We start from the raw sequence: 19,251 nt of genomic DNA on the forward strand, positions 1-19,251 counted from the left end.
TTATTTTCCAACTGTTTGATTAATGATATCCAGGATCTGCTCTTCTTTCTCAAGTATCATCTGATGCGAAGCTTCAATAGGATACACAGAAAGTAAATCTCTGTTGTCTACAATCGAGTCTATATTATTGTACATTGAATTTTTAATATGATTATTAAATGATTCATTGAATGTCTCCCCACTCTGCATTGCTTTCAGTAATACCACCTGGGTAAAGTTCAGATTATTGGAAATAGGTTCTTTAGCAATCATAAATTCTGCTGACATGAAATTTTTGGTGGCTATAAAATGACCATCACCAATCGGGACCTCCAGCCTGTTACTTAATTCTTCATCTGTAGGGAATGAAAGAAAGTCTATTAATGTCTGATCTGATGCATACAAAATGGTATCCAGCAAATAAACTTTAATTTTCTGATGTCCTCTTTTCTCCAGTTCAGAAGCGATTTCTAATGCAATATTTCCACCCAAAGACCAGCCCAGCAAAATGTATTCTTCCTGTTGGGTTTGCTCCTGTATGATATTCATGTGTTCCAGATAATAATTGGCCAGCCTGCTGAGATTATCAATTTTCTCTTCATGGTATAGGTTGTAAGAATCTACCCCATAGCAATCATAATCTGACTTAAGCTGTTCTGCCAGAGACTGATATACTTCACTTCCTCCATTTCCTGGATGAATAAGGAAAATATTAGGCTTGTTATTAATCCCGCCCAGCGTTGAAACCGTTTTATATTCTTTGCCATAGCTGCCAAGAATCACTGACAATTTATGAATGGTTCTTTCTTTGAAAATATCAATGATTTTGATCTGTACATCCAATAAAGCTCTTATTCTGCTTATCAGTTTGATGACCATAATACTATTTCCTCCTAATCTGAAGAAATCATCATGAATGCTTATCCTTTCAGAATCAATTTCTAAAACTTCAGCATAAATCTCTGCCAATTGTCTCTGAAGCTCATTCACAGGAGCTGCATATTCTGAAATGCCTGTAAACTCAGGTTCAGGAAGCTGTCTTCTATCCAATTTACCGTTGATCGTTAAAGGAAGCCTATCAAGATGAACAAAAATATTCGGGATCATATAATCCGGAAGAGACTCCATCAGAAATTCTGAAAGCTGCTGTGGATCAATTACAGGATCGGATACATAATATCCAACCAGATATTTTATTCCGCCTTTATTTTCTTTTACCAATACGGCAGCCTGGCGAACCCCTTCATAGTTGAGTACAGTATTTTCTATTTCTCCCAGCTCAATTCGGTGGCCCCGGATCTTCACCTGGAAGTCATTTCTTCCCATATATTCAAGATCTCCACTCGCTAATCTTCGTACTAAATCTCCTGTTTTGTATAAACGGCTGTTTTCTCCTCTTTCTTTCTGATCTCCTGTCTGGAATGGGTTTGCCATAAAACGTTCCTCAGTAAGTTCAGGTCTGTTCAGGTAACCTCTGGCGATACCAGCCCCACCAATATATAGCTCTCCTACCGCACCTGTTGGAACAGGGCGATATTGGTTATCAAGAATATATAAACTTGTATTCGCAATGGCTTTCCCAATGTTCAGCGGATTTTTATCTTCCTTGTAATGATGAAGCGTGGCACATACAGTTCCTTCTGTTGGACCATATTCATTGATCAAGGTAATGTTCTCTATATTTTTCTCCAGAGCAGGGAAGCTTTCTCCGCCGGCATGGATCAGTTGTAAGCTTGTTCCATTATCCACAATTTCTTTCAGCAGAACTGGCGGAATAAAGGAAACTTCTACAGTATTTTCTTTAATATAAGCATTAAGATCATTTACTGAAGTTCTCAAATCATTACTATACAGCCAAAGGGTATTTCCGTTACATAAAGACGGGAATATCTCATATACAAAGGCATCAAATACATAGTTGGAGTACACGCCTACATTCTGATATTTTTCAAGCTGATGAACTTTCGTCATGGCATCCATCAGATTGATCACTCCTTTATGCTCAATCATTACTCCTTTTTGGAAGTCCTGTGGTTCCACTGGTGTAAATCACATAAGCTAAATGGTCTGAAGATACATGAGTCGCAGGATTATGATCCTCTGCTGCCATCAGTTGATCAGCTACTTCTCTGCTGTTCAATGAAACCATATTTATATCCAAAGAAATCTCTCTTAATTTATGCTTTACTTCTTCATGAATAAGAATAACCTCAGCTGCTGTATCTTTTAAAATATGGGAGATTCTTTCTGCAGGATATGAAGGATCCATCGGAACGTAGCCTGCTCCAGCTTTTAATACAGCAAGAATGGCTATCAACATCTCTTCAGAACGTTCAAGGCATAGCGGAACCAAATCATCCGGCTGAAGCTGGTATTCTTTGATAAGGTAATTAGCCAACTGATTAGCTCTGTCATTCAGCTCTTTATAAGATAATCTAACATTCTGATATACCAAAGCTGGAGCATCAGGGGTTTTAATAACCTGGGCTTCAAACTGCTGGTGAATAGTATTTTTATCCTGATATTCTTTTCTGTTATCATTCAATACTTCAATGATCTGTCTATTTTCTGTTTCTGACAGAAGGGATAACTCTCCTATTTTCAAATTCTTACTATCAGAGACTCCGGATTGTACAATCTGGCTCAACAGATATTGATAAGTATCAGCTATACGGTTTATCGTTTCTTTTTTAAATAAAGATGTCGCGTAGTTGAAGGTCATCTGAATCCCGTCAGGATTTTCATTAATCATCGTTGTAAGATCAAACTTTGCTGCCTGATAGTCTACCTCACCATCAAAAGGCTGGAAAATAATGTCTTCTCCCTGAGCTACTGCTTCACCTCCATTGCTGGTCTGAAGCCCAAACATCACCTGGAACACAGGATGCCTTGAAGTATCCTGTTCTATTCCCAGCTCTTCCACCAGTTTTTCAAAAGGAAGATCCTGATGAGACTGTGCTTCTGTTACGGATTTTGACACCTGCAGGATGAAATCTCTGATATCTTGTTTAGGATCAATTTTTTCTCTTAATGCCAATGTATTGACAAAGAATCCAATAAGGTCTTCAAGGCCTGCATAGTGACGGTTGGCAATCGGGCTTCCCACTATAATATCATCCTTACCTGAATAGGCAGAAAGGGTAAGATAGTAACCACTCAACATCACATTGTACAAGCTTACTCCAAGTTTTTTAGATACTTCTTTCAAGCCAAGTGCTGTTTCTTCCAGGATATTGAATCCTATGGTATCTCCTTCGTAAGAAATTTCCGCCGGCCTGTGGAAGTCTACCGGAAGATCTAAGCTCTGGTGGTCATCCAGTTTTGTTTTCCAGTAGTCAATTTGGCGATCAAGACGTTCTCCTGTAAGATAATTTCGCTGCCATAATGCAAAATCCTTGTATTGGATTGTTAATTCAAGAAGTTCAGGCTGTTGTCCTCCTGCAATAGCATAATAAGCAGCAGCTATTTCTTTCAGGAATATATCGGTAGACCAGCCATCAAAAGCAATGTGATGAATAACCACTGAAAGATAATGGGTATTATCTAATCTAAAAATGTTGATTTCAACAGGGGTTTCTTCTTCCAAACGAAATACTTTATGAGCAGCTTTGTTTACTAATTCTTCTAACCCTTCTCTATTTCCTGCTTCTATCGTTCTGATTTTCGGAAGGAGATCAGTCACTATCTGGTAGCCTACTCCATTTTCTGTGGTCAGAATGAGTGTACGAAGAACTTCATGACGTTGAATTACTGTTTCTAAAGCCTTACATAAAGCAGGAATATCAGTTTTCGCACTCAAAGTAACGGTCATTGGAATATTATAAGCACTGCTTCCGCCTTCATATGACTCTATAAACCAAAGTCTTTCCTGAGCAAAAGACAAGCGCTGCTCTTCTGGTGAGCTAACCTCAACAGGAATTATCTCAATGCTTTCAGCAGTAGTCTCTTCGGTTGCTAATGCGCCTTCTAATAAAGCAACTGTCTTATGGTTGAATACCATTGATACACTGGCTTGTAGCCCTAGTTCCTGTTTGATTTTACCAATAAGCTTAATAGCCATGATACTGTTTCCGCCTAATCTGAAGAAGTCATCATGAATACTGATATATTCTGGATTTATTCCCAGTACTTGTCCATAAATAGTACAAAGCTTTTGCTGAAGATCATTGATCGGAGCTGTATATTCATTTCCTCCTATAAATTCAGGTTCAGGTAACTGTTTTCTATCAAGCTTACCATTGATGGTTAATGGCAATGATTTTAAATGAATAAAGACAGAAGGAATCATATATTCCGGTAATGTTTCTGATAAAAATGCGGTAAGCTTTTCCAGCTCTAATGCGGTATCTGAAACATAGTACCCGGCAAGGTATTTCATTCCATTTGCATTATCCTTAGCCAAAACTACAGATTGTCTTACTTGTGAATATTCTGAAAGTCTGTTTTCTATTTCTCCCAGTTCAATTCTATATCCTCGAATTTTCACCTGGAAGTCGTTACGGCCAATGTATTCTATATTTCCATCCGCTAAGTATCGAACTAAATCTCCGGTTTTGTATAAGCGTGAGTTTTCACCGGTTTTCTTTTGCTCTTCAGTCTGATAAGGATTATCAACAAATCTTTCTTCTGTAAGATCTTCTCTGTTCAGATAGCCTCTGGCAATACCCGCACCCCCTAGATAAAGTTCTCCAATAGCCCCTACAGGAAGTAGGCGGGCGTAATCATCCAAAATATAAGCTGTGGAATTCCCTACAGGACGACCGATAAGCTGTACATCACCATGCTCTACTTTTTTATAGGTTGCATAAATGGTTGCTTCAGTTGGACCATACAGGTTATAAAGCTGGGTATATTCTGACCAGTATTTACCTGTTTCATAATCACACGGTTCTCCTGCATACAGTAATCCTTTAAGGTCCGGGTATTCTATACGCGGCAGTACGGAAAGCATTACAGGCGGTAAATAAGTATAATCAATTTTATGAGTTAACAGGTATCTGCTTATTGAATCTGCATCTTTCTTCGTTTCTTCGTCCAATAAATGAAGTTCGTTTCCGAATAACAGGGTGTTGAAAAATTCCGATACGGAAACGTCAAAAACATATGAGGTATAAGCGGTTATCTTTCTTCCTTCACTGAAGCCATAAGCTTCCCTTACCTGATCAACCACATTGACTGCATTTCTATGCTCAATCATTACTCCTTTCGGAAGTCCCGTTGTTCCACTGGTGTAGATCACATATGCCAGATTTTCTGGAGTTACTGATGTAACGGGTGCTTTTGATACCATTTCATTGACAGTTAATTGTAAATCAACATCATCCAGAGAAATAACCTCAGCTTTATCCAGTATCTGTACTCTATCTTTTGTACTATTCTGGCTTATCATGATTCTTGCATTTGTATCTGTAAGAATATGTTCTATTCTTTCTATTGGATATGAAGGATCCATCGGAACATAGGCTGCTCCGGACTTTAATACTGCCAAAATAGCAATCAGCATATTTTCTGAACGTTCCAGACATAAAGGAATAAGATCATCCGGCTGAATATCAAAGGTTTGAATTAGATAATTTGCTAAACGATTGGATCTTTCATTCAGTTCTTTATAAGATAGACGGATATCTTTGTACACCAATGCAATATGATCCGGTGTTTTGGCTGCCTGCTCTTCAAAACGCTGATGAAGAGTTGCATAATATGAAGTATTTATATCTGCTGTATTATTCCAGGAGTTCAACAAATCAACATGGTTATCAGCAACATATGAAATATTATTTGAATTCATATCAGGATCTTTTACGATCTGATCTAACATCAATTCCATTCCTTTTACCAGCTGTTTCATCGTTTCCGATTCAAAAATAAAGCCTTCGTAGTTGATTTTAAGAGTCACACGATCTCCCTGCTCTGAAGCCATTATGCTGAGCGGATAATCCAGTTTTTCAACGGAATCCCTAAAGGCAAAACCTAGTTCATTATTTCCACCACCTTTGGGTACAGGATAGTTTTCATACACAAATAAACTGCTGAAAATACGACGCCCATCATGATGAAGTTCTGCAAGGCTAATATCGCTATGAGAATTTAGTTCACTGATTCTGTTCTGGATTTCCATAATGCGATCTATCACACGTCCTTCTTCATGACTCACAATTAATGGCAAAGTGTTGATATACAAACCGGCTGAGGATTCTATCCCATCAACAGGTAAGTTTCTTCCCGAAACAGTTGTTCCTACCACAGTTGTCTGCAATCCGCTATACAGTTTTAACTGGCTGTGCCATAAGTATTGCATTACGGCATTTACTGTTAATCCGTGAGCTTTCGTAAAGTCTTTCAGGCTGTCATATCTATTTCCGCTCACCAGCATTGTTACTTTCTGATGATCTTGAATGTGGCGATAAGTTCCTAAATCAATATGTCTCTGGTTTTCTTTTACAAGGCTTTTCAGGTCTTCCTGATCTTCAAGAAGGGTCATATACTGATTCCAGAAGCTACGTCCTGCTTGTTTATTGGCCTGTAAATATTTCTGACTCGCTGCATACGCGTGATCTGCCAATAAGGTGGGTTCCTGACCGTGAAGCTGGTGCAGATAAGCATCATGAACACTATTCATAATGACAGGCATACTCCAGCCATCGAGAATAGCATGGTGATTACTGAACAGGCAGCTGTAATATTCTTCACTTCGTTTGAAAAGATAGACTCTGAACAGATTTCCTGCAGAAAGATCATATGCTTCAAAACGATCGTTATGAGTGATCTCTTTAATCCACTCTTCCTGAGCTTCTTCAGACATCGCACTGATATCTTCATATCGCCAGTCTAATTGTCCTTCTTTATCGATGACCTGTACAATTTCTCCATTCCAATCGAATCTGACTCTTAAAGAAGGATACTGTGCTTGGGTTAACTTCCAGGAGTTTTTAAGCTTTTCCGGATTTATTTTAGCCCTATACTCCCACATCAGCTGTACTCTGTAGGCATCATCTGTTTCTCCCTGATTCAGGGCATGGTATACGAATCCTTCCTGCAAGCTGTTCGCAAGATATACGCCTTCTATTTCTCCTTTCTCCTGAATGGCTGAAAGCTGAATTTTTTCTACTACATCATCTACATCCGATACAGTAAGATAGCTTCTGGTTTCTTCTGAAAGGGTCTTAATGACAGCTTCAAGGTTCTGTTTGAAGCTTTCGGCTAAAAGCGTAATTCTTTCATCAGAAAGGTATCCTGAGATTCCAAATCTAAGCTGTCCGTCAACCACTGCTCCATTAATGCTTACAAAATGGCTGTCACGATTGGATGCTCCAACTCCGGCACCACTGTTTTCAGCAGCAATGAACCATGCTTTATCTCCAGATGCATCATCCTGATCAAGCTGTCCCAGATAGTTAAAGCTGATTTTTGGTAATTCACGGTTTATATATCCTACCAGGCTACCATAACCAATTCCATTATTTGGAATACTCCTTAAAGATTCTTTGGTTAGAACAATAGTCTCTTTTACTGATTTTCCTGTTTCCAGCTGTACCGGATACATGGTGGTGAACCAACCCATTGTTTCGGTAATATCTAACTGGCTGAATACTTCTTCACGTCCGTGTCCTTCCAATAAAATAGCATGACGCTGATCTCCAGTAACTTTAGTAAGAGCTGAAGCTAAAGCAGACAATAACAAATCATTGATCTGGGTGTGATATACGTGATGTACTCCACGAATCAGGTTTCCTGTAGATTCTTTATCCAACTGAAGATGACCATGGTGATAACCTTCAGTAATCAGTTGAGATAGCGTTGAATTGCTTTCCTCAACTGTATCAGCGATATGATTCCAATAGGTGGTTTCCTGATCTCTGGATTCCGGGTCTTCTTTTTTATAATTTCTTATGGCTTCTACCCATTGACGGTAGCTGCTTCCTTTCTGAATCTGATAGTTTTCTCCTTTTTCAAGGGTTTGATAGATGTTTTTCAGGTCTTCGGTAAGGATTCTCCAGCTCACCGCATCAATAATAATGTGATGGAACGCAAAGAATACTCTTGCACTTCCATCCTGATAGCCATTGATATATCCGATCTGATATAATGGTCCTTTTTCAATATCGAAATTAGACTGCCAATCTGTGAATATATCAGCTAATTCTTCAGGATTCAAGCCAGAAGCATCAAGATATTTAATTTCAGGAGTTTTTTGACCTGTTTTATACTCTTGTGTATGGCCTGTATATCCTAATCTGAAAGCGTCATGCTTCGTTAACAATTGCTCTACAGCTTGTTCAAAAAGAACTTTGTCAAGTTCAGGAACATTGATTAAGAAAGCCTGGTTCCAATGATTGAATTCTGTAAGATAACCTGATTCTTTTTGTTCGAAGAACCATTCCTGCACTGGAAGAAGCGGCACTTCTCCTGTAAGAATACCCTGTTCGGTAAGGATAGTGGCTTCACTGCCATGTTTTTTATCTTCTATAAGCTGAGATAATGAAGCTACAGTTCGCGCTGTAAAGACTTCTTTTACACTTAATCTTACTTCTAACTGTTGGCGGATCTTTCCTACCAACTGAATGCTGATAATACTGTCCCCACCCAATCTGAAGAAATCATCATGAATACTGATGGTCTCCGGATCAAGACCAAGTACATCGCCATAGATCTGGCAAAGTGCAGACTGAAGTTCTGTTTCGGCAGCTACATAATCTTTACCTGCTGTGAAGTCAGGTTCAGGTAATGCTCTTCTGTCTAATTTTCCGTTAATGGTAAGTGGAAGTTCAGTTAAGTGAACAAAAGCACCGGGAACCATGTACTCCGGAAGGAATTCTGATACGAATTCAGAAAGAAGATGGGTATCTATTGACAACTCAGAGACATAATAAGCTGCCAGGTATTTTAACCCTGCTTTATTTTCTCTTGCTAACACTGCTGTCTGACGAATACCTTCAAACTGAAGAAGGGTATTTTCAATCTCTCCCAATTCAATTCTATGACCACGGATCTTCACCTGGAAGTCATTTCTTCCTCTGTATTCAAGCTCTCCGTTTGGCAGCCAGCGAACTAAATCACCGGTTCTGTATAAACGGCTGTTTTCACCTCTATCCTTCTGATCTTTCGTCTGGAACGGGTTTACCATGAAACGTTCTTCTGTAAGCTCAGGTCTGTTCAGATACCCTCTGGCAATACCTGCTCCACCAATGAACAATTCTCCTACGCCTCCTACAGGAACAGGACGATAGTGAGCATCCAGAACATATAAGGCTGTATTTGCAATGGCTCCCCCAATATTTAATGGGTTTTTATCGTCTTTGTACTCATGGAGGGTAACACAGACGGTTCCTTCTGTTGGCCCATATTCGTTGACAAGGGTAATGTTTTCAATATTTTTATCTAAAGCCGGGAAGCTTTCCCCTCCCGCGAAGATCAGTTTTAAGCTTGTTCCGTTCTCCACAATCTCTCTCAATAAGACTGGTGGAATAAAGGAAACTTCTATCGCGTTTGTTTTAATATAATCATTAAGCTCATTCACTGAAGTTCTAAGCTCATTGGTGTATAGCCATAAAGTATTTCCATTACACAATACAGGGAATGCTTCGTACACAAAGGCATCAAATACATAATTGGAATAGCATCCTACCTCCTGATATTCTTCAAGTCGGTGTGCCTTAATCATTGATATGATGAGGTTTATAACTCCTGCATGTTCAATCATTACTCCTTTAGGAAGTCCTGTAGTTCCACTGGTGTAAATAACATAAGCCAGGTTTCGTGAATGAACTTCTGTAACAGGGTTGTTAATCACTTCCGTCTCAAGTGTTGCTTTAAGGGTAACATCATCCAATGAAATAACTTCTATATGCTGTAATTTCTCTCTTGTACTTTCCTGTGCAATGACCAGTTTTGCTTGGGTATCTTCTAAAATATGTCCTATTCTGTCCACTGGATATGAAGGATCCATTGGTACATAAGCAGCTCCTGCCTTTAATACGGCCAGGATGGCGATCAACATGTTTTCAGATCTTTCAAGACATAGCGGTACCAGATCATCCGGTTTCAATTGGTACTGATGAATCAGATGATTCGCTAAACGGTTTGACTGTTCATTGAGTTCACAATATGAAAGTTTTACATCATTATACACCAAAGCTATAGTATCAGGATTTTTTTCAGCCTGATCTTCAAATAACTTGTGAATGGTCATTTCTGATGGATAATCTTCATAGGTCTTATTCCAATCTGCAATGATCTGCTGTGTTTCTTTCTCTGATATCAATGAAAGGTTACGGATTGGCGTATGATCCGGATTGACTTCCATCATCTGATCTAAAAGAAGTTGATAAGAGTCTGCCATTCGGGTAATGGTTTCTTCTTTAAACAAAGCTTTCGCATAATTGAACATGATGCGCATATTTTCTCCATCATCATCAATCATTGTGGTCAGATCGAATTTAGCCGCCTTATAATCTACTTCACCTGCAAAAGGATGGAATAGTATCTTTTCTTCGCTTGCTTTCACCTCTTCATCAACGCTTTGAAGCCCGAACATAATCTGGAAAACAGGGTGTCTTGAGGTATCCTGCTCTACGCCAAGCTCATCTACCAGTTTTTCAAACGGAAGATCCTGATGGGATTGGGCTTCATTGACTGATTGTGATACCTGAAGAATAAAATCACTGATAGTCTGTGCAGGATCTATTTTTTCTCTTAATGCCAAGGTATTAACAAAGAAACCGATGATATCTTCAAGACCTGCATGGTGACGGTTAGCAATCGGGCTTCCCACCACAATATCATCCTGGCCTGAATAAGCAGACAACATCAGATAATACCCTCCTAACATAAGGCTGTAAAGACTTACACCTAACTTTTGGGAAAGCGCTCTAAGCTTTTGTCCTTGTTCTGCATTCAGGTGGAAATACAGGTTTTCTCCTTCATAAGATATTTGCGCCGGTCTTTTGAAGTCTGAAGGCAATTCAAGATTCTGGAAATCATCCAGTTTATTTTTCCAATATCCAATCTGATGATCAAGGCGTTCTCCTGAAAGATAATTACGCTGCCACAATGCAAAGTCTTTGTACTGAACTTTTACAGGGGACAATTCGGCTTCTTTTCCTTCAATAAGAGCATAATAAATAGAAGCTACTTCTTTTAGGAAAACATCGGTAGACCATCCGTCAAAAGCAATGTGATGTATCACAATCGACAGATAAGCCTGCCCTTTCAGTGTAAAGATATTGATCTCTACGGGAAGTTCCTCATCCAGTCTGAAGATTTTATTTACACATTTATTGATTGAATTTTCTAGTTCTGTTTCATTCCCCACTTCTGAAACTTTAATTTCAGGAATAAGATCCGTAACCATCTGATAGACTATTCCGTTTTCAGTAGTATGGATCATGGAACGGAGTATATCGTGTCGCATAACCACAGTTCTCAAAGATTTCTCAAAAAGACTGAGCTGAATGCTGTCATCCAACCTTGTAACGACAGGAATGTTATAGGCACTGCTTCCGCCTTCATAAGATTCTATAAACCAAAGTCTTTCCTGAGCAAAAGACAATCTTTGTTCTTCAGGGGAATTGATCTCCACCGGAGCAATACCTATTTGTTTCTCATCATGATTGGCAAGAGATAAAGCATTGGCAAGAGAGGCCACGGTTTTATGATTAAATACCATTCCTACATTAACCTGTAGATCCAGATCCTGTCTGATTTTACTGATTAATTTAACAGCCATGATACTGTTTCCACCCAATCTAAAGATATCATCATGAATACTAATGCTTCCCGGATTGATTCCCAAGACCTCCCCGTAAACCTTGCATAATTGTTCCTGTAATTCGTTTTCGGGGGCTATATAATTTTTACTTCCTGTAAATTCAGGTTCAGGTAATGCTTTTTATCCAGCTTACCATTGATTGTCAACGGTAAAGAGGTCAAATGAATGTAGATTCCGGGAATCATATATTCCGGTAGTGATTCTGACAGATATTCTGATAGTAAGGATGATTCTATTTCATTTTCAGAAACATAATAACCGGCAAGATATTTTAAGTCTGTATTATTTTCTTTAGCTAAAACAGCAACCTGGTTAATTCCGGGATATCCAAGTAATCTATTTTCAATCTCACCAAGTTCGATTCTGTACCCACGGATCTTCACCTGGAAATCATTTCTTCCGATGTATTCAAGCTCGCCATTGGATAACCAGCGAACCAAATCTCCGGTTTTGTATAAACGTCCGTTTTCACCTTTCTTTTTCTGATCTTCAGTCTGGAAAGGATTAATAATAAAGCGTTCTTCTGTAAGATCTGTTCTGTTCAGATAGCCTCTTGCAATTCCTGCTCCGCCTATGTATAGTTCTCCTACAGCTCCTGCCGGAACAATACGGTGATTGTTATCCAATACATAAACGGTCATATTTCCGATTGGACCTCCTATATTCACTGGATTTTCATCTTCGTTATAATGATGCAGAGTAGCACATACTGTGGTTTCTGTTGGTCCGTAAGCATTGATCAGGTCTACTCCATGCTCTTTATACATGGCCATCACCTGTGGATTGGTAACGTCTCCGGCTACGACAAGGATTTCCAATGGTAAAATATATTCCCTTGTTAAAAGTACAGGCGGAATAGTTGCAATACTGATGGTATTCTTTTCGATATAAGCACTTAAAGCAGACAGATCGGTTTGAAGGTCTTTTTCTAAAATATAGATTGCATGTCCATGAGTGATGGATGGATATAATTCCCAAACATGGGCATCAAATACATAATTCGCATACCATAAACAGTTCTTTTGAGTATCAGTTCCAAGCAGTCCGAATTCTTTAGCTTCCTGATGAATTAGGTTGGCCACATTTCTGTGTTCAACCATAACTCCTTTAGGCAATCCGGTGGTTCCACTGGTGAAAATAACGTAAGCTAAATGCTTTGATTTTGTATAAGTAACAGGATTGTTACCATCATACGTTTCAAGTATTGCTTTAAAGGTTACCTCATCTAATGAGATCACCTCTGCACTTATATTTTCCAGCTTTTCTACCGTACTTTCCTGACCTAAAGCCAGTCTTGCTCTGGTATCCTGAAGGATGTGCTCTATTCTTTCCACAGGATAAGAAGGGTCCATCGGCACATAGGCTGCCCCGGATTTTAATACAGCTAACATTGCAATCAGCATATTTTCGGAACGGTCTAAACACAATGGAACTAATTCATCCGGCTGAAGATCATGAGTATCTATCAAATAATTGGCTAGACGGTTTGATTTTTCATTCAGTTCTTTATATGTCAATACCCTTTCCTGATAGACTAATGCTATGTTTTCCGGAGTTTTCTGTACCTGTTCTTCAAACAGCTGATGAATGGTTTTATCAGAAGGATAATCAGATTCCACGGCATTCCATAGCTGCATTTGTTTCAATTGATTATCTGAAACATGTAAAAATTTATCGGAAGTGATTTGATCATTTTCAAGTATCTGAGCTAAAACGGCTTTCATTCCATCAATCAACTGTTCCATCATCTGCTGTTCAAAAAGAACGCCTTCATAGTTAATCTTCAAGGTTACACTTTCCCCTTGTTCAAACGCCATAATTCCTAATGGATAATCCAGTTTTTCAACAGAATTCCGGAAGACAAATCCTAGCTCATTGTTATCATCTCCTCCTTGTGGTACAGGATAGTTTTCATAGACAAATAAACTGCTGAAAATACGTCTTGCATCCTGATGAAGTTCTGCAAGGTTTACATCACTATGGGTATTAAGCTCACTGATTCTCTGCTGAATATCGGAGATAATATCCACCACTTTACCCTGAGTATGCTGTACAATTAATGGAAGTGTATTGATGAAAAGACCTGCTGAAGATTCAATATCATCCACAGGAAGGCTTCGTCCGGATACAGTAGTTCCTACCACCGTTGTTTCAACACCTCCGTATACACTCAGCTGGCTATGCCATAGATATTGAAGAACTGCATTAATGGTAAATCCGTTTTTGGCAGTAAATTTTTTCAGTTGCTGATACTCTTCCTCAATAATCGTCATTTTTACAGCCTGATGATCTTTAATCTGACGATAGGTTCCCAAATCGATATGTTTTTGGGATTCTTTGATCAGGCTGCTAAGGTCTTCACGGTCTTCGAGAAGGTTCATATAAGCATTCCAGAAGCTTCGGCTGCCCTCTTTGTGCTGCTGAAGGTATTCCTGGGTTTTGATATAGGCATGATCTGTAGTAATATTCAGATCCTGTTTTTTGATAAGCTTCAGATAAATATCATGAATACTCGTTAATATGATAGGCATACTCCAGCCATCCAGCACCGCATGGTGGTTACTGAAAAGACAGGTATAATGCTTTTCGGAACGTTTAAACAGATATACTCTGAATAAACCCCCTTTTGATAAATCATATACTTCAAATCTGTCTTTTTGAGTAGCTTCCCGGATCAATTCTTCCTGCATCTCCTCATTCATGGCACTCAGATCCAGATAACGCCAGTCTAAACTTCCTTTTTTATCAATAATCTGGATGATTTCTCCATTCCAGTCAAATCTAAGTCGTAGTGCCGGAAACTGTTGCTGGGTATAAGACCATGCCTCTTTAAGAGTCTCAATATTCATGTCAGAAAGATAATCCCATACCAATTGTACTCGATAAGCATCATCTGTATCTCCCTGGTTCAATGCATGATATACAAATCCTTCCTGAAGACTGTTTGCCAGATATATTTTTTCCACTTCTCCGGATTCCTGAACGGATGAGAGTTGTTTATCATCAATAATATAATCAACATCAGAGCGGGTCAAGAAGCTGTGGTTACTTTGAGAAAGCTCTTCCACCAAATGGATAATATGTTCTTTAAACAATTGAGTAAGCTGTTCTACCTCTTGTTGGGTAAGATAGGCTGAAATACTGAAACGAAGTTGCCCATTCAATACACCACCATTAATACTGATCATATGACTGTCTCTGTTCCCTTTCCCTATTGAAAGACCTGTGTCTTCGGCGGCTATAAACCATGTTTTTTTCGCCGGAATGGTCTTCCTGATCTAGCTGTCCAAGATAATTAAATCCAATCTTTGGAAGGTCATAATTGGTGTATCCTACAAGACCTCCATAACCAATACCGTGATCCGGAATTTCTCTTAGGGCTTCTTTAGTCAATATTACAGTATCACTCGCACTAATTCCTGCTTCCAGCAATAACGGATACATGGAAGTAAACCAACCTACTGTTTCTGTAATATCAAGATTGTTGAATACATCTTCACGGCCATGGCCTTCCAATACAATTGCATGTCTGGATTCGCCAGTGAAATCTGTAAGCGCAGATGCTAATGCAGCCAATAATAGGTCATTGATTTCGGTATGATATACGTGATGACTTCCTCTGATCAGTTTTTCTGTAATGTTTTGGTCTAAAAGAAGGATATCATGATGGTATTCCGCACCTGAAATTTCCTCAAGAACCTTATTGCTTCTATCCACCTGAGAGGCTATTCCATTCCAGTAAGCTAATTCTTTGTCTCTGGATTCTGCATTTTCAGACTTATAGTTTTTAATTGCCTGGACCCATTGACGGTAACTGCTTCCTTTTTGAGGGGTTGCTATATTTTCTCCTTTTTCAAGAGCCTGATAGATGTTTCTGAGGTCATCAAGAATAATTCTCCAGCTCACCGTATCAATAATAAGGTGATGGAAAGCAAAGAAAACCCTTGCCGTTTTATCCTTGTATCCTGTGATGTAACCGATATTGTATAGTGGTCCTTTTTCAATATCAAACTGCTCCTGCCATGTGGTGAATATTTCAGGAATTTCTTTCTGACTCATTTTGGAAACATCAAGATAATTGATTTTTACCCCTGTATTCTGATCTCCATAATATTGACTGTAATTTCCGTTTTCAAAAGGATAATACAATCTGAAGACATCATGTTTTTCAATCAAAAGCTCAATACTTTTTTCTAAAATATAGGTATCAAGCTCAGGAACATTAATCAAGAATGCCTGATTCCAATGGTTCGAATCCGCTAGGTATCCCTTCTCTTTCTCGCTAAAGAACCATTCCTGAACTGGTAAAAGTGCAACTTCCCCGGTAAGAATTCCTTGCTCTGTTAGGATTTCAATTTGTGTTTCAGATTTTTTATTTTCCATCAGAATAGCAATTGCTGCTGCTGTTCTTGAGGAGAATATTTCTTTTACACTCAATCTTACTTCCAGGCGTTGTTTTATTTTTCCTACCAGCTGAATACTGATGATACTATCCCCTCCTAGTCTGAAGAAATCATCATGAATACTGATATTTTCGGCGTTGATCCCCAGTACTTCTCCATAAATTTCTACGAGACTTTTCTGAAGTACCGTTTCAGGTGCAAAATATTCTTTATTCCCTGTAAAATCAGGTTCCGGTAAGCCTCTTTTATCTAATTTTCCATTAATAGTTAACGGTAAAGCTTCTAAGTGAACAAAAGCTCCGGGAACCATATACTCTGGAAGCGTCTCAGACAAATGCTCTGAAAGCAATGCTGAGTCGACCAGTGTATCAGAAACATAATAACCTGCGAGGTACTTAATTCCTGATTTATTTTCTTTTGCTACTACAGCAACCTGACGAATGCCAGGATAGCTCAGTAAGGCATTTTCAATCTCGCCTAATTCAATACGATAGCCACGGATTTTCACCTGGAAGTCGTTTCTTCCGATATATTCCAGTTGCCCGTTAGGCAGCCAACGCACTAAATCTCCTGTTCTATATAATCTCCCATTCTCTCCTTTTCCTTCTTGCTCAGGGGTTTGGAAAGGATTGGATATAAAACGTTCTTCTGTAAGCTCAGGACGGTTCAGATAGCCTCTGGCAATACCAGCACCCCCAATATAAAGTTCACCTGCAGCTCCTACAGGAACAGGACGTTGATGATTATCCAGAACATACACCGTCATATTACCAATTGCACCTCCGATATTCACCGGGTTACCATCTTCATTGTAATGGTGTAAAGTGGCACATACTGTACTTTCTGTAGGCCCGTAAGCATTGATAAGATCTACTCCCTGTTCTTTATACAGCTTCATCACCTGAGGATTGGTAACATCTCCTGCCACCACCATTTTTTCTAACGGAAGAACATAATCTTTTGTAAGAAGTACTGGTGGTATTGTTGCAATACTGATGTTATTTTCCTGGATATACTGTTGTAAAGCAGCAAGATCTGTCTGTTTGTCTTTTTCCAGGATGTAAATACTGTGGCCATGCGTAATAGATGGATACAATTCCCAAACATGCGCATCGAATACATAATTGGCGTACCACAGGCAGTTTTTATGAACGGATTCTGATTTCAGCCCAAATTCTTTGGCTTCCTGCTCTATTAAGTTGGTGACACTTTTATGTTCAATCATTACTCCTTTTGGAAGTCCTGTAGTACCACTGGTATAAATGACATACGCCAGATTATCCGGTTGTACTTCTGTTACAGGATTTGCTGAAGACATCGTTTCCAGAATGGCCTGGAAGATCACTGTTTCCAATGAAAGAACCTTTGCGGATGCATTATTCAGTTTTTCAGCGGTATTTTCGTCTGCCAGAATAATTTTTGCTTTAGTATCCTTAAGAATATGCTCTATTCTGTCGGAAGGATAGGAAGGATCCATCGGAACATAGGCTGCACCGGATTTTAATACCGCAAGGATTGCTATAATCATTTGCTCAGAGCGGTTCAGGCATAACGGAACAATATCATCAGGCTGAAGACCGTAAGTTTCAATAAGATGATTTGCCAAACGGTTGGCACGTTCATTAAGCTCACGGTAGGACAATCTTATGTCCTGATACACTGCTGCGATATTATTCGGTGTTTTTGCTACCTGTTTTTCGAATAATCCATGAATGGTTGTATCAGATGGGTAAAATACTTCTGTAGCATTCCATTCTTCTGTTATTTTTTTACCGGTGTCCTCAGATATCAAACGAAGATGATTCAGTTGGGTTGTTTCGAGGTTGATCTCTTTACCAAAGGCCTGTTCAAGAATATACAGATAAGAATAAATCATATTACTCACTGTTTCTCTTGCAAAAATTGCCTTGGCATAATTGAACATTCCCTGAATGGTTTCTCCTCCATCATCGATCATAGTGGTCAGATCAAATTTAGCCACATCATAATCTGTATCTCCTTCATAAGGGTGGAATAGCATTTCTGCATCATCATCGCTTCTTCCGAAACTCTGAAGCCCAAACATCACCTGGAATACCGGATGGCGGGACATATCCTGCTCTACTCCAAGCTCTTCCACCAATTTTTCAAACGGAAGATCCTGATGAGACTGTGCTTCCATTACGGATTGGGATATCTGAAGAATAAATTCTTTAAGGTTTTGTTCTGCATCTATTGTTTCTCTCAGAGCCAATGTATTCACAAAGAAACCGATCATATCTTCAAGACCTGCATGATGTCTGTTGGCAATAGGACTTCCTACTACAATATCATCCTGACCGGAATATGCTGATAACATCAGATAATACCCTCCCAGCATTACACTGTATACACTTACACCCAGTTCTTTAGATGTTTTTCTCAATCCTTGAGCTACTTTAGGAGACAATACAAAATGAATCGTTTCCCCTTCATAAGAAACCTGGTTGGGTCTCTTGTAATCTGCAGGTAAGTTCAAGGTCTGGAAATCATCCAGTTTTGTTTTCCAATAGTCTACCTGACGATCAAGTCTTTCTCCGGAAAGATAATTTCTCTGCCACAATGCAAAGTCTTTATATTGTACCTTAACTTCAGGAAGTTGAGGTTCTTCCCCATTGATAAGGGCATTGTAAATTGTTTGTATTTCTTTTAAGAAAATATCCGTTGACCAACCATCAAATGCAATGTGATGAATCACAACTGACAAATGATGGTGGTCTCCTAACCTAAAAATGCTAATTTCTATAGGAAGTTCTTCATCCAGACGGAAGATTTTATTGGATACTTTATTGATTTCTTTATCCAGCTCCTCTTTTGTATTTACTTCGTGTAAATGGATTGTCGGAACCTGGTCAAGAATCAACTGATATCCTTTTCCTTCGTCTGTTGAACGGATAATGGTTCGTAATACTTCATGTCGCATTACGATTTTTTCGAGTGCCTTCCCTATTACTGAAATATCTGTTTTTTCATTCAGACGGACCGTCATAGGGACGTTATAGGCACTGCTTCCTCCTTCATAGGTTTCAATAAACCAAAGTCTTTCCTGAGCAAAGGATAATCTTTGCTCTTCAGGAGTGTTTA

At 39.0% G+C, this 19,251-nt stretch carries 4 protein-coding genes (1 of these 4 running past the window's edge); all 4 read right to left on the reverse strand.

Translation table 11 applies throughout. The features are described from left to right. Tightly spaced (each overlapping or abutting the next), the 4 genes in view from H5J24_RS23360 to H5J24_RS23375 form a layout consistent with a single transcriptional unit that may run on beyond the window. On the reverse strand, window positions 1-1,989 hold the full coding sequence (locus H5J24_RS23360) for a non-ribosomal peptide synthetase family protein (RefSeq protein WP_232815910.1): 1,989 nt from the start codon (window positions 1,987-1,989) through the stop codon (window positions 1-3). After that, window positions 1,982-11,824, reverse strand: a complete 9,843-nt coding sequence (locus tag H5J24_RS23365) for a non-ribosomal peptide synthetase (RefSeq protein ID WP_283250802.1) — start codon at window positions 11,822-11,824, stop codon at window positions 1,982-1,984. The genes H5J24_RS23360 and H5J24_RS23365 overlap by 8 nt, the downstream gene beginning before the upstream one ends. Further along, entirely contained in the window at window positions 11,821-14,934 is a 3,114-nt protein-coding gene (locus tag H5J24_RS23370) for an amino acid adenylation domain-containing protein (RefSeq protein ID WP_232815912.1), read from the reverse strand. Before H5J24_RS23370 ends, H5J24_RS23365 begins: the two co-directional genes overlap by 4 nt. Continuing rightward, on the reverse strand, window positions 14,921-19,251 hold the final stretch of the coding sequence (locus tag H5J24_RS23375; RefSeq protein ID WP_283250803.1) for a non-ribosomal peptide synthetase. The gene runs 8,629 nt beyond the window's last position; the window shows 4,331 of its 12,960 coding nt (coding positions 8,630-12,960); its start codon lies off the right edge, out of view; it ends in the stop codon at window positions 14,921-14,923. Before H5J24_RS23375 ends, H5J24_RS23370 begins: the two co-directional genes overlap by 14 nt.

Origin of the sequence: Chryseobacterium capnotolerans, assembly GCF_021278965.1 — a bacterium.
Taxonomy (GTDB): domain Bacteria; phylum Bacteroidota; class Bacteroidia; order Flavobacteriales; family Weeksellaceae; genus Chryseobacterium; species Chryseobacterium capnotolerans.